This is a genomic window from Paenibacillus sp. FSL K6-4396 (assembly GCF_038002525.1).
In the GTDB taxonomy this organism is placed as follows: domain Bacteria; phylum Bacillota; class Bacilli; order Paenibacillales; family Paenibacillaceae; genus Paenibacillus; species Paenibacillus amylolyticus_B.
Genome location: NZ_JBBOCR010000001.1, coordinates 472,818 through 486,382 on the forward strand (window position 1 = coordinate 472,818; position 13,565 = coordinate 486,382).

General features: G+C 47.2%; 12 protein-coding genes and 1 riboswitch. Of the genes, 6 read left to right on the forward strand and 6 right to left on the reverse strand.

The window, feature by feature from the left end; genetic code table 11:
* Positions 1–8 precede the first annotated feature (8 nt).
* Positions 9–608 carry a TetR family transcriptional regulator gene (locus tag MHB85_RS02270; RefSeq protein WP_091018425.1) on the forward strand — a complete coding sequence of 200 codons (600 nt, stop codon included), beginning with the start codon at positions 9–11 and terminating at the stop codon, positions 606–608.
* The gene (gene nfsA, locus MHB85_RS02275) at positions 601–1,344 is read left to right on the forward strand and encodes an oxygen-insensitive NADPH nitroreductase (RefSeq protein WP_341072296.1); all 744 of its coding nucleotides are present in this window, start codon (positions 601–603) and stop codon (positions 1,342–1,344) included. The genes MHB85_RS02270 and nfsA overlap by 8 nt, the downstream gene beginning before the upstream one ends.
* Positions 1,345–1,666: 322 nt before the next feature.
* Here the strand turns inward: nfsA and MHB85_RS02280 are convergent, their stop codons facing one another.
* From MHB85_RS02280 to MHB85_RS02300, 5 genes are all read right to left on the reverse strand, one after another.
* Positions 1,667–2,497, reverse strand: coding sequence for a TatD family hydrolase (locus tag MHB85_RS02280; RefSeq protein WP_341072297.1), 831 nt, complete (start codon positions 2,495–2,497; stop codon positions 1,667–1,669).
* 81 nt (positions 2,498–2,578) lie between these two features.
* Positions 2,579–3,487 (reverse strand): ABC transporter ATP-binding protein, encoded by a 909-nt coding sequence (locus tag MHB85_RS02285; protein WP_179198592.1) that lies wholly within the window; start codon positions 3,485–3,487, stop codon positions 2,579–2,581.
* Positions 3,488–3,524: 37 nt separating this feature from the next.
* Positions 3,525–4,283 (reverse strand): ABC transporter permease, encoded by a 759-nt coding sequence (locus MHB85_RS02290; protein WP_091018432.1) that lies wholly within the window; start codon positions 4,281–4,283, stop codon positions 3,525–3,527.
* The gene (locus MHB85_RS02295; protein WP_341072298.1) at positions 4,283–4,573 is read right to left on the reverse strand and encodes an MTH1187 family thiamine-binding protein; all 291 of its coding nucleotides are present in this window, start codon (positions 4,571–4,573) and stop codon (positions 4,283–4,285) included. Before MHB85_RS02295 ends, MHB85_RS02290 begins: the two co-directional genes overlap by 1 nt.
* 224 nt (positions 4,574–4,797) lie before the next feature.
* Positions 4,798–5,838 carry an ABC transporter substrate-binding protein gene (locus tag MHB85_RS02300; RefSeq protein WP_105601530.1) on the reverse strand — a complete coding sequence of 347 codons (1,041 nt, stop codon included), beginning with the start codon at positions 5,836–5,838 and terminating at the stop codon, positions 4,798–4,800.
* 207 nt (positions 5,839–6,045) lie between these two features.
* A riboswitch (TPP riboswitch) is annotated at positions 6,046–6,158 on the reverse strand.
* Between the two features lie 545 nt (positions 6,159–6,703).
* Here MHB85_RS02300 and MHB85_RS02305 point away from each other — a divergent pair.
* Both MHB85_RS02305 and MHB85_RS02310 read left to right on the forward strand, forming a co-directional pair.
* Positions 6,704–7,993, forward strand: coding sequence for a phospholipase D-like domain-containing protein (locus MHB85_RS02305; RefSeq protein WP_341072300.1), 1,290 nt, complete (start codon positions 6,704–6,706; stop codon positions 7,991–7,993).
* 242 nt (positions 7,994–8,235) lie between these two features.
* Positions 8,236–8,670 (forward strand): hypothetical protein, encoded by a 435-nt coding sequence (locus MHB85_RS02310; protein WP_445739025.1) that lies wholly within the window; start codon positions 8,236–8,238, stop codon positions 8,668–8,670.
* A gap of 367 nt (positions 8,671–9,037) precedes the next feature.
* Here the strand turns inward: MHB85_RS02310 and MHB85_RS02315 are convergent, their stop codons facing one another.
* Positions 9,038–10,273, reverse strand: coding sequence for an MFS transporter (locus MHB85_RS02315; protein ID WP_341072305.1), 1,236 nt, complete (start codon positions 10,271–10,273; stop codon positions 9,038–9,040).
* Positions 10,274–10,661: 388 nt separating this feature from the next.
* On the opposite strand from MHB85_RS02315, the gene serS reads away from it, so the two are divergent.
* Positions 10,662–11,960, forward strand: a complete 1,299-nt coding sequence (gene serS, locus MHB85_RS02320; RefSeq protein ID WP_341072307.1) for a serine--tRNA ligase — start codon at positions 10,662–10,664, stop codon at positions 11,958–11,960.
* A gap of 272 nt (positions 11,961–12,232) precedes the next feature.
* A complete protein-coding gene (locus MHB85_RS02325; RefSeq protein ID WP_341072308.1) occupies positions 12,233–13,339 on the forward strand; it encodes an Ig-like domain-containing protein in 1,107 nt (368 codons plus the stop codon).
* Positions 13,340–13,565: the final 226 nt, after the last annotated feature.

Consider the following 13,565-nt stretch of genomic DNA (forward strand, 5'->3'; position numbering starts at 1 on the left):
GGGACGGAATGACGGAACCGGAGTTGGATATCAAAACGAGGATACTGCTAGCAGCCAAGAAGCTTTTTGCACAGCAGGGGTATGACGGGACGAGTGTTCGTCAAATCTGTGATGAGGCGGGTGCGAATGTGTCGCTGGTCTCATACCATTTTGGCGGAAAAGAAAAGGTGTTCGAGGCATTATTCGAACATTTCTTCCCCGATCATATGATGAACTCGCTGGCTGAAGAGTCCATGTCCTCGCCTGTGGAAGGTATCCGACGAATTATTGGTGAAGTTGTGAAGTTCACGATGACAGATCGGGAGATGAGCGATATTGTGCAGCTTGAAATTACACTGCGTACACATCGCACAGCTACCGTATTTCGTTTTCTGGACCCCGTCTGGACACGTGTGAGGGAACTACTGCAAGAAGGAAAAGACCAGGGATTATTCCAAATCGAGTCCGTATCTTATGCAATGCTTCAGGTTATGGGTGTGGCTTTGGCGCACAAACGGGCCAAGAATTCACGATTTGGCTTTGATTATCAACATATGAATACAGACGAGCTCGCGGAGCAGACGATTGAGTTCGTACTTCGAGGATTGGGAGTGAACCGCCATGAATGAAACCATTGAGTTGATGATGAAACACCGCTCTGTACGAAAATTTAAGCCAGACCCGGTAAGTGATGAGCAGCTCGCAGCCATTGTATCGGCAGGGCAGATGGCTTCCTCTTCAAGCAGTGTACAAGCTTATACCGTGATTGCTGTGACTGAATCGGAGCAAAAGGCCAAGCTGGCTGAACTGGCAGGCAATCAGGCCTACGTCAATGAATGTCCGGTGTTTCTCGTATGGTGTGCCGATCTGTACCGGCTGAGTGATGCTGCGAAACGTCATCTTCCTGCGAAGGAATCGTATGCCGATTCGACCGAGAATTTCATGGTAGCCACGATTGATGCCGCTTTGGCTTCCCAGAATGCCGCTCTTGCAGCCGAATCCCTTGGCTTCGGAATCGTATATATCGGCGGGCTTCGTACTCGGATTGAAGAAGTCGCTGAGCTGTTAGGATTACCTGAAGGCGTATATCCGGTGTACGGCATGTGTATTGGTGTTGCAGATCAGGAAACGGGAATTCGCCCACGTCTGCCGCTGGATGCAGTCCTGCATCATAATCGATATAATGCCGAGCAGAGCCTCCAAGGTGTTGCGCAGTATGATGAGACCACAACCGCGTACATGAAAGAACGGACCAATGGAGAACGAACGACCCCATGGTCCGAACTGATGGCGAAGCGCTTGACTGAGCCGACAAGATTGCAAGTGAGACCGTTCCTGGAAGGCAAAGGATTCCTGAAGCGTTAAGTTGAACGGAAGGTAGTTACACTTGCCATTCCGATGACAGAACAACCTTCCGATCGCTGTTATCCCTAGATTTTTTGATTCAATTTTTGTAAAGGTGAAAATCTAGTGATAGCCGATGCTTCCGATGTAGCTTTCTTTCAGAAAGCTTTTAGGCGAACGCCCTGCTTCCTAAGGTTATTTCTGTCCTCTACATTCTTGTGTAAAAATTTTGTTCAACTGATATATACGGTAAATTAGAAGTCAGTCGGGGAAAAGTCGACTGGCTTCTTTGTGCTGTGCTGGCAGAGCAAGCGAGTTTGCTTGCTTCTACAATCATGTTGACTCAAGTTAATCCATAGAAACGCTTTGTGTTCTGATGAAAGAGACGGGCGGCCCGTTCGGTTCCCATGCCGGTGATCTCACTCCATGCCTGAATGACTTGTCTGGTCATGGCAGGGTGTGTCATTCGTCCCTGAAGCGGCCCTTCGAAGGGCCAAGGTCCGTCGGTCTCGGCCATGACTTGTTCTACTGGATACTGCCGGGCGAGTTCACGAATCTCTTCTTCATAACGAATATCCGGCGTGAAAGAGATGAAATAACCGTTGTCTGCCATGCGTCTTACCGTTTCGCGGGACCCTTTGAACCAGTGGAAATGAGCACGTCGGAATTGATATTGCTCCAGCAGATCACAGACAATATCCGCATCATCGTATACTGCATGAAGGACAAGTGGTTTGTTATGCTTTTTGGCAAGTTGGATGAAACGTTCAAGCAGCTTGATATACCCGCTCTGATCGAAGCGCTGTCCTGCCTGCTCCGCTTCCTGACGATTGTAATAGGGAAGGCCAACTTCTCCGATGGCTGTAGCTTGTCCAATATGCTCTTCGATCCATTGGAAGAACAGGTCCATTTCTGCAACGGAAGGCAGTTCCTGTTCTGGATGAAAACCGAAGGCCGGATAGATGGTGCGTGGATGTTGTTCGGCAAGCTCCAGATTGGCTTGGGCAGAAGCGAGATTCATGGACACGGCAATGACTGCTTCGACCTGGTGAGACGGGAAAGATAACAGCATCTCGCGTTGTTCGTCAGGGGTATACTGATCGAAGTGAATATGAGCATCAATTAATGGTGCAAAAGCTTGAGAATGCACGAGGGAATTCCTCCTTGTGTTCATTTATATTCTAACTATGTTACGCAGAATTCCTTGTGGTGGATCACCCATTAAAGGAAAATAATAACTTAAAAGCCCGCACTATCAAGATAGGCGGGCTTTCTGTTGTTCTTCTCTCATCCACTGTGCAATCTGCCGTTTACGCTCCAGAAAAGCGGATTCCTCCGTAATTTCTTCTCGTCTGGGGCGATCAAAAGGAACATGTACCTCGTGCAACACTGTTGCAGGTCGGTTGGATAACACATAGACCCGATCTGCAAGCAGCAATGCTTCTTCGATATTATGGGTGATGAACAGCACCGAGCGGCGGTTCTGTTCCCAGATATCGAGCAGCCAGCGCTGCATGTCGCTACGTGTCAGTGCATCCAGCGCGCTGAAGGGTTCGTCCAGCAGCATCAGTTCCTGCGGACTGAGCAGGGCGCGCAGGAATGCAGCACGCTGCTGCATTCCGCCCGACAGCATATGAGGGTATGCCTGCTCGAACCCGGCAAGACCCACGCTGCTTAACCACTTACGAGCTTCTGCAAGTGCTTCGGTCCGAGGGGGAGCGCTTGAAGCTACTTCTCCAGCAAGCAGTACATTGTCTTCAATGGTCCGCCAAGGGAAAAGAGCAGGCTGTTGTGGCATATAACTGATCTTGCCACGTTGGCCCGTTACATCATGATCGTCCATGAACACTCGCCCTTCCTGTGGCTTCAGAAGACCGCCGATGATATGGAACAGGGTGCTTTTGCCACAGCCGGATGGCCCAACGATAGCAACAAACTCGCCTTGCTCCACAGTCAGGGATAGGCCGTTCAGAACCGGTAACCTGCTCCGCCGTTCACGGAATGATGCATGAACATCCACGACATCCAGTGCAGGTGGAACCGTAGCAGCAGTCGTATTTGTCGGTAGACCAGGATTAGCCGAGTGAAGTTTTTCACCGTGCTTTGGTTCCAATGCGCGTGCTCCCCGTTCAGGCTGGACATGTTCGTCCTGTTGCCGATTCATATGGTCATCACTTCCTAATTACAGATTACTTGCTTTACTACCGCTTCTGTGGCCGCCAGCGCACGAGCAGCTTCTCCAGAAGGGCAATGAACAGGAAGAGCAGCAAGCTGAGCGCGACAATAATCATGATCGCCACGAATAGGCGGTCCGTACGATAAGCTGACTTTTGCAGCATCATATAATAACCAATACCCTTGTCTGCACCGATCCATTCGGCGATAATGGCACCCATCACGCTATAGGTAGCAGCGATTTTGACACCGGAGAACACGGATGGCAGCGCATGGGGAAGCTCCAGCTTCCAGAAGATATGATGACGTTTCGCACCAGCCATGCGCATATAGTTCATCATCGCTGCATCTGTACGGGTCAAGCCGTCCATGGCTGCCACTGCAACGGGGAAGAAGCAGACGAGGATGATGGTAATCAGCTTGGGCAACAGCCCGAATCCGAACCAGATTAACAGGAGCGGCGCGAGCGCGATGGTCGGAATATTTTGACTAAGAATAAGTAATGGATACAGGGCTGACTTGAGAAAAGGAACCAAATGTAGCACCATCGCGATCAGTAATCCAACCGCTGTGCCGGCGGCGAATCCGATAAGCGTTAACTGAATGGTTGCGGAAGCGTGCATGCCAAGCCGATCAGCCTGGGATGCCGCTTCGCGGGCGATATCAGACGGTGCTGGCAGCATCCATTTTTCAATATGGAACAGGGAGACAGCTCCCTGCCATATCGCTATAAAGAGAATAACCGCCACGAAGGGCGGCCATACACTTTTGAAATAGGCATTCATTAGCGGTACTTCTCCGTCAGGGTATCCATGCTGAAGCCAGTAGGGCTATGGGCGATTTTGATCTGGGAGATGATGCTTGGGCTGCCAGCCTCGACGAGTACTTCGTGCATTTTGCGGACAATCTCCAGCAGTTCCTCCAGTTCCCCCTCCATCGTGGTGTCGAGCGGGTTCACCTGATATTTCAGGCCAGATTGCTGAATAACTTCAATGGCGCGATCTACATAAGGATAAGAGTTCTCGCCATTTGGCGTTTTTGGGATAACCTGAATGCTCAGTAATGTGCTTGCCATGAGAGATCACGGCTCCTTTCGTGATATATAAAATGAACTAATGACGGTTACACTTGCCACTTCGATGACAGAATAACCTTCCAATCGCTGTTATCCCCAGATTTTTTTGATTCCCTTTCTCTAAAGGGAAAATCCGGTGATAAAGGCGACCGCTTCGCTTTTTCACGTTATTTCTGTCCTCTCCGTCCTCGTGTAAATATTAAGTTCGTTTTATATGAGATATTTTATTGGGGTAAAAACGCGTTCGTATATGCTTTGCTCACGTCGACCTGTTCATCCAGCAGTTTTTTGCTAAACATCCAGTCGGTGTAGTTCTGCCACACTTCCTGTTTCTGTTCTCCCCAGCGCGGGGCGTCATCCGTGTACTTTGGACTAAGCCATTTCTGGCTTGCAAGTACCAAGTCCTTATCCAGATCCGGGACGGCCTTGATCAGAATATTCGCTGCGTCTTCGGGATGATCAATTGCGTATTGATATCCTTCTGAAGTGGCTTTCAGGAATGCTTTCACCAACTCAGGGTCGTTCTGAATCGTCTGCTCGTTTGTTACGAGGACAGGCGTGTAGTAATCCAATGCATCTGAATAATCCTTCACATACAACATGTCGATGGGTTCCCCGCGCAGTTCGGCTTCAATACCCGTCCAGGCGTAGAAAATCCATGCAAAATCAATGTCCCGTTTTACTGCGGTGAAAAAGTCGGCATCACCCATATTAATGTTTTTCACTTTCGATACATCGGCTCCGTCGCCTTCCATAATGGATTGCATCACGGCTTCTTCCACAGGCGAACCCCAACCGCCATAGGTTTTCCCTTCAAAATCTTTCGGTGACTTGATATTCCGATCCGCCGGAGCAGCGAACCCGGATGTATTATGCTGAATAACTGCTGCGATGGAGACGAGTGGAACACCTTGTGTACGGGCTTGAGTTACACTTTCCTGATAACTTACGCCAAAAGGCACTTCATTCGAGGCAACCATCGTATCTGCGCCGCCGGCACCTGGCTGGACAATCTCCACATTCAAGCCTTCGGCCTTATAAAAACCTTGATCTACAGCTGCATATAAGCCGGTATGATTCGTATTTGGTGTCCAGTCGAGTACGACTTTAATATCCTTGAGGGCTGCGTTGTCACCTTCGTTGCTGCTCTCCGTATTCGTGTTGCCGTTCTGTTCTGCCGGGGCAGCTTCTTTACCGCCACATGCGGCCACAGTCACCAGTAGTACACATAAGAGCAACAGTCCCATTGTTTTACGCCATTTCATCTGTGATTCTCTCCTTCGGTATGTCCGGCCGATTGGCACGGGGTACTCCTTGGCTTCATATCCAATCATCTTGCATAAATCGACAGATTTATACCAGTTGGATCTGGATGACTTATTTTTGTTTCGATAAATAAAACAAAAAAAGCGTCCCGTGATCCGGGACGCGTGCAGGCGTTAGAGAGGTGGCGTTCAGCCAGAGGGCTGTGCCATTTCGATATACTCCGATTCCTACGCTGGCATGATCCAGATCAGGTCTAAGGGTTAGTATCTTGGTGGGATACACTCTCAGCCGGCCAATTCCGACTCCCCTGGGAAACTATGAAGTTACGGGCATTACTAGGTGTAATTATAGGCCAGCGGGTGGAACGTGTCCAGTCAGGAACTGGATGGGGACAGATATGAACTTATCAAACAGGCCGTTATACAGATGTATATCAGCCTGTTTAGATGTGTTATTTTCAATAATTATCGTTGCGAATCATATAAGGAAATCTGGCTGAGTGTAAAAGCACCGGATAGTGGGTCATAGCCTAAGTGCTGAAGATCTGGAGGGCTTCCAACAAATACTTAGATCAAATCCGATGTTTGATATCTCGTCGCATAAGGGTTGCTTTCCCTATTTCAGTGATCAGCTTTTGAGCGTTTGGCCTTGAGCGGAGCAGCTTGATTCATTTAAACAACATAATTTAGATACAAAAGGAGATAGTACTGCTATACAAATAAATACTTTTACATACAAGTGGGGGAGTACTGAATGATCCTTAAAACCATAATCGCAATTATTTTGTCCTATAGTGTCTACGTTTTTTTCACGGCTTACCTTTTATTTTTGGTTCCGTCTCCATCGACTATTGAAAATACGGATATGCAAAAAACGTTAACAGAAGGAAGTACAACAGATCGCGTAATGCTCCTGGAGGACGGCTTTCAATCGGGTCAGGTGAGAATCCAGACCATTCGAGAGGCGAAAACAAGCATCGACCTGGCGTATTACTCCATCCAAAAAGGAAAAACATCTCAACTCTTTTTTGCTGCGTTATTCGATGCAGCTGATCGGGGTGTTCATGTTCGAATCATTTTAGACGGGATTTTTCACAGCATGCGCGGAGAGTTGCGTAATATTCCAGATGCCATTGCAGCTCACCCCAATGTGGAATTAAGATATTATGAACCACTCCACCTATTTATGCCATGGACATGGCATAACCGTATGCATGACAAGATCCTTCTTGTCGACAACACATATGGCATTATTGGCGGCCAAAATATTGGTGATAAATACATGGCATCGCAACCCCCAAAAGACTATGTATTCGATCGGGATGTCCTTGTTTACAATACAAACGATAATACGAACAGCACGGTTGTTGAAATGAAACAATATATAGATCAGTTATGGAACCATCCATTCACCAAACCAGAAAAACATGCAAAACGTCAGCATCATGCAAAGGGGCTAAAAGAGCTTTCTCAACTAGCTGAGTTATATCAAAAAGCTCAGGCTCAGAACGATCCTTTTGTTAAAGTGTTGCCAAAGGAATGGGTTCGAGGAGCGCTTCATTCCGACCACGTTGCTTTCATTCACAATCCAATTAAAAGGCTGTATAAAGACCCGATCATGTGGAGAACATTTGTTCATTTCGCCAATCAAGCAAAGTCGAAAGTGTACCTTCAGACGCCATATGCCATTCCTACCAAGAAAATGGAGAAAGCCGTACATCTGTCGATGAATCCAGAAACAGAATGGGTCATGCTGACGAATTCAATCCAACAGACCCCTAACCCTTTGGCTTTCGCGGGATACTTAAGCTCTAAAAAACGGTTGCTTGATACCAGTCTGGCCATATATGAATACGAAGGCCCTTATTCCATACACGGCAAATCATTTGTCATGGATGATTACCTCAGCATGGTTGGTTCGTATAATCTTGATCCCAGATCTGCCTTCCTCAATACCGAATCCGCTGTGGTCATTTCCAGTTCTGCATTCGCCAACCAACTAACAGAGGCTATGGATATCAAACGTGCACATAGTACACTTGCGGTTAAAGGTGAGCATCCAGCAGAATCTACGAATCAGAAAGGCGCTGTTTTCAAACGAATAGCAATCACAGCGTTATCCAAACTTTCTTTTCTCTGGAAATTTATGTTGTAGAAAAAAACCTACAATTTTTTGAGTTGAATTTTTGCTCCAACTCATCAAAGCTAATAGATATTGCTACTTCCACAAATTTCAATTTGGAAAAATCATATTTGTTCACGGAATATTCACTTATGTGGTGGGGTTCATCATCTCTATAATTACGAAGGTAAACAGAGAGGATGAGAGAATTGCCAACGAGCAAGAAGGAACAAATTATTTTCGGCTTAATGATGTGTACAGGAATGGTCCTGGTGATGATGACTTTCAATTTGTGGCACACTGGGATACTTGGCAAGTTGTCCCCGCTTGAGATCTTGTTTCAATTCATATTTTGTTTTGTCATCGCTTTTCTGGTGGAGTCCTTCATTGTTGGCCCAGTAGCGAGAAAAATTGCATTTTCCTTACCTTTTGACAAGTCCAACAAGATCCTTGGTGTGCTGGTCATGTCATTTTTCATGGTGATTGGTATGGTTCTGATCATGTCCTTGTACGGAATGATTTCAGCGTATCTTGCGGACCAATTAAATGGGGTATCCTTACTTGGTACGTACCTTCATACAATTACTCGTAATTTCAGCCTCGCGCTTCCCTATCAATTAATTATTCTGGGGCCGCTCGTACGATATGTATTCGGTAAATTCATCAAGGGCAACGGGCCTGTAATGCCTGCTGTTAACAAAAGTGTGTAATTCGGTTGGCCATAAGTATTTCCTGGGCAATCTTGTGCAAATGAATAGATCGTAATTATAGCGCTAACGAATCGAGGACATCTTATTCGGCCAGTTTCTAAGGGAATGAAAATCTAACGAATCTCAGTGGTGTTATTATGAAAAAAACCTCCAACGAGGCATTTAATTGAAGCTAATTATCTATAATAACGTCTCTAGGATTCGTTAGATTTCAAATATGCAGAAATGGAGGGGGATAGCGTGTGCTAGGTTCGTTAGAACAGAGTAACGCTAAAACAAAATGTCCACCGCCAAAGTCATGGAGGTGGACATCTCAATCCCTATAATTGGTAATCCGACTCTCAGGCTAAGGGCGGATCCATGGCTGTTAAGTCGCTGTATCGACCACATGTTTGTTCTGCCATTGATACGTGATTACACTAATGACAAACAGGCCAATCGCAAAGATGGCAAGCATCCATGCAGACTGATTAACCGCGAGATGATCAAGACTCCATCCTGTAGTCAAAGGAAGAATGGCACCGCCAACCCCACCTGAGGCAATCAAAATGCTAGGTGTGGATTCTTCGGTTCCAGGCAGCAGTTTACTGGCGAAGACAAGAGCAATGGAGAATATCCCTGACATCGCAAGTCCAAGCAGCAAGATGATGAGAAATGCAGACCAGATTTGGTTTGTAAATGGAAATACCATTAACAAGAGAACAGATGCGAGACAGCTGTACAGAACATAGACGCGGTATTGGAATTTCTCTGCGATATATCCGGCGAAGAGTCGTCCCACGGACATGGCAATCCAGAAACAGGTGACACTAAGCGCTGCTCCGGCTTCCTTCATGTTCATTTTCTCAATCAGAATCGCTGGCATGAAGTTCGCAAGACTCATCTCTGTGCCAACATATAGGAAGAAGAACAGAACGAATAATACCAGAAGAGTCCTGTTACGGCCACGATAGGTTGGACTGGGTGTACTTGCAGATGCGGGGTGCATCTCACCCGATGTCCCAGCAGAGTGCGTATTTACGGAAACATGATTTGAACTCTTTCGCTCCAGAAACTTATCGAGTTCACCGAATGATCCTTTCGCCCAGAAAACAAAGGTCAGCGCGGCGCAGATTGCAACAACGAGAAAGGAAAGGCGCCAGTATCCGGCAGCAATCAGACCGCTGGCCATGAGCGGCATGACCATCGCTCCGATCCCGAATAACACTTCCAGTCGACTCATGGCAACGGCCGTATTGTCTTTGATTGCAGCGATGATAATGGTGCCAATAACCGCTTCAACCATTCCGAATCCAAAGCCGGCAGCGGGTGCAATGACGAACATCCAGCCCCATGGTGGCAGCAGCATGTAGAATAATTCTGCTATACAGAGCAACGCTGTGGCGATTAACAGGCCTCCCCTTTTACCAAAGCGTCGGTTCAGCCATGGAGATAACAGTACACCACCCAGGAATCCGGCGAATTGAGCAAAGATCAATGTTCCGCCCTGGCTATAATCTTTGCCGTAATGTTCAAGTGCAACGGGCAGAATGGAACCGAGCACAACGTGGGCAAGTCCAATCAGGAAGTAGGACAGACACCCGATCCAAAGTAATTTTTTCATAAAGAACTCCTTCTACTTATATACATAAATTGAGAATCACAATAAAGCGCAATCTTGAAGACAAAATCTATCATAACAGGACATGTTAAGTTGTGCCATGAATTCCTGATCGATACAAAAGGTTGCAATTTGGTCTATCGTTCGTATATACTGAGACACAACAATTACAGATCGGACCATGCCGTTGAAGAGCATCCAACTCGGAGGCGTTTTCGCCAGGGGAGCGATATTTCCCCAAGTTAACCGGAACCGCCCGTTATCGCGGACCAAGAGGCTGGAAGCAGGATATCCTGATTCAGCAAGTTGGGTGGCACCGCGAGCAGAGCGCTCCTCGTCCCAAGGGATGAGGGCGCTCTTTGCATTTTTACAGCCAAAGGAGACGGTGACCATGTTGGAAATGAAGTGGATTCGTGCACATGCAGATGAGGTTCAGGCAGCAGCAGACGGGAAAAAAATCAAGATTAACATTCGCACATTGCTAGAGCGGGATGAGGAACGCAGAGCGCTTTTGCAGGAATCGGAAGAAGGGCGCAGATTGCGTAATACGTTATCCGCAGACATTGGCAGACTCATGCAAGCCGGTAATCGGGAACAGGCCGAGGGTTTGCGGGCTCAGGTGAAACAGATCAATGAACAGTTGGAACAGGTGGAAGCGAAGCTGGCCCCTGTGCAGGAGGAAGTAACCAGGCTGCAATGGCTGGTACCCAATATCGTATCCCCGGATACCCCGAAAGGCACGTCGGATGCGGATAATGTGGAGCTGCGACGTGTGGGAGAGGTACCATCGTTCGAGTATAACACCAGAGATCACGTGGAACTTGGGGAGTTGCATGATCTGATCGACATTCCTCGTGGAGTTAAGATTGGCGGTACGCGAAGCTATGTATTAAAAGGCGCTGGCCTGTTATTACATCGGGCAGTACAGCAACTTGCGCTGGATCTGCTGCTGAAGCACGGGTTTACACCGATGGAGGTACCGCTGATGGTCAGGGAGGACGCACTGGTGAACACTGGATTCTTCCCAACTGGTCGAGATCAGGTCTATGAACTCGAAGGGGAGAACAAGTGGCTGGTGGGGACTTCTGAAGTGCCGCTGGTCTCGTATTATGCGGATGAGATAGTCGATGTGAAGGAGCCGGTGAAGCTGGCCGCGGTATCGACGTGTTTCCGTAGTGAGGTTGGCTCCGGCGGACGTGATGTACGCGGATTGTACCGTGTGCATCAGTTTGCCAAAGTCGAGCAGGTCATTCTCTGTGCCCCTGATGCGGAAGAATCGGAGCGTATGTTGCAAGAGATTACGGGACACGCTGAGGAATTGCTGCAATTACTGGAACTGCCGTATCGTGTTGTCGCTGTATGTACCGGAGATATGTCGCAGAAAACGTACAAACAGTATGATATCGAGACTTGGATGCCAAGCCGCGATGCATATGGAGAAACGCATTCGTCGTCGAATCTGCATGATTTTCAGGCTCGCCGTTCGAACATTCGTTGCCTGGATGCCGAAGGCAAGTTGGCCTATTGTCACACGCTGAATAATACGGCTGTGGCATCGCCGCGTATCCTGATTCCTTTGCTTGAGAATCATCAGCAGGAGGATGGAAGCATTCGGATTCCGGTAGCCCTGCGGCCCTATATGGGCGGCGCGGAGAGCTTGATTTTGCCAGAGCAGGATGAAGTGAAGTAGAGAGGTTAGGTAACGCTCTAGGAATCAAAAAGGGGATGTTCCACACGTCATGTTGCATGTGACGATGGGCATCCCATTTTCAACTGAAATAGTATTTACATAAACCAAATTCCTACTATCTTGGGCTAGATTCAAAGGTTTTTATAACGATTACACGCTGATCTCATGAATTGTTCCAAAACTCTCACTTACGACATTCAACTTTATGCAATTCGTATCCGATATAATATAATAGAAGTAAAATATTGGATTATGGGAGTTGGGAATTAAAAATGAATAGAATCAAATTGGCGCTTCGAGGCACGCTCGCTCTAATTATGGCATTAACAATATTGGTCCCTTCGTTGGCCTTGGCGGCTACCGGTGACGTGACATCGATTGAAATAACCAATAACAGCCCGCAGAAGATGAGTGTTTCCGAAACAGCTGCGCTTCAGGTGATGGCAACGGTAGAAGGTTTTGATAACAAGCAGGATGTTACCGAAGGTGTAACTTGGTCCACCAGTAATGCAGCAGTCGCGACGATGGTGAAAGGCAAAGTCAAGGCTGTGGCCGCGGGCGAAGCAACGATTTTTGCAGAGGTAGATGGGGCAAAAGCCCAGTTGGTTGTCCAAGTGCAGGAGAAGATCAAAAGCATCAAAGCTTCACCGAAATCCTACAGTTTTGTTAAAGGCAGTGAAAGCACCCTTCCGAAAGTAAGCATCACCCGTGCGAATGGTAAGGAAGAGGATGTGACGTCTGAGATTGTGTGGTCCGTATCCACTTCTTCGGCTGTGCTGGAAAACGGTAAAATCAAAGGGGTTACACCCGGCAGAGTATTGCTGCAAGGCAAATATGGAACAACGATCGTGAAAGTCCCTGTTGCTGTGACGGATGAGATTACTAAAGTTGAGGTCACTCCTGCCACAATGCAGCTGAACATCAAGAAGTCCAAAGCGTTGAAGGTTATCGGCACCTACGCGAATGGCAAAACGATCAACCTATCGAAACAAATCGTATGGACTTCTTCCAATACAAATGTAGCTGTCGTGAAAAATGGAACCGTTAAGACGCTGACCGAGGGACAAGCAACCTTGACAGGAACTTATCAAAATCAGACAATAAAGGCAGAGGTTACCGTTGTACCTTTGCTCAAAAAGCTGATTACAGGCCAGAAAAAACTGGTTTTGTCCCCACAGGGAAGCACAACACTGAGTGTGATGGCCCAGTATGATACGGGTAAAACCACTGTTGTGACGAACAGCGCGGTATGGAGCAGCACAAAGCCGGGCGTAGCGACAGTAACAAATGGCAAGATCGTGGCTGTAAGCAAAGGTAAAACGTCTATCACGGCCAAATGGGGCAACAAAAAAGTGACGATCCCTGTTACGGTAAAATAAATCTTCATATAATAAAGCATCTTGCATGATCCAAAAATTAGTTTCAGTACATGACATCGTTAAAATCATCAATATCATCAAGGTAACAGACAACCAAGGGGCGTAGACATACGCTCCTTTTTTGGATATATAGAAATATGTATCTGAAATGCCTTCTGCTTCAACAACTATTTAAGGGGATTGGATGGGATGAATATGAAAGCTTCGATTATAAGCTCAGACTCTA

Coding starts and splice junctions, on each gene's coding strand:
- MHB85_RS02280 (WP_341072297.1), bottom strand. CDS start 2,497: ATGAACACAAGGAGGAATTCCCTCGTGCATTCTCAAGCTTTTGCACCA.
- MHB85_RS02290 (WP_091018432.1), bottom strand. CDS start 4,283: ATGAATGCCTATTTCAAAAGTGTATGGCCGCCCTTCGTGGCGGTTATT.
- MHB85_RS02310 (WP_445739025.1), top strand. CDS start 8,236: ATGATGACTTTCAATTTGTGGCACACTGGGATACTTGGCAAGTTGTCC.
- MHB85_RS02270 (WP_091018425.1), top strand. CDS start 9: ATGACGGAACCGGAGTTGGATATCAAAACGAGGATACTGCTAGCAGCC.
- MHB85_RS02325 (WP_341072308.1), top strand. CDS start 12,233: ATGAATAGAATCAAATTGGCGCTTCGAGGCACGCTCGCTCTAATTATG.
- MHB85_RS02285 (WP_179198592.1), bottom strand. CDS start 3,487: ATGAATCGGCAACAGGACGAACATGTCCAGCCTGAACGGGGAGCACGC.
- MHB85_RS02300 (WP_105601530.1), bottom strand. CDS start 5,838: ATGAAATGGCGTAAAACAATGGGACTGTTGCTCTTATGTGTACTACTG.
- MHB85_RS02315 (WP_341072305.1), bottom strand. CDS start 10,273: ATGAAAAAATTACTTTGGATCGGGTGTCTGTCCTACTTCCTGATTGGA.
- MHB85_RS02305 (WP_341072300.1), top strand. CDS start 6,704: ATGCAAAAAACGTTAACAGAAGGAAGTACAACAGATCGCGTAATGCTC.
- MHB85_RS02295 (WP_341072298.1), bottom strand. CDS start 4,573: ATGGCAAGCACATTACTGAGCATTCAGGTTATCCCAAAAACGCCAAAT.
- serS (WP_341072307.1), top strand. CDS start 10,662: ATGTTGGAAATGAAGTGGATTCGTGCACATGCAGATGAGGTTCAGGCA.
- nfsA (WP_341072296.1), top strand. CDS start 601: ATGAATGAAACCATTGAGTTGATGATGAAACACCGCTCTGTACGAAAA.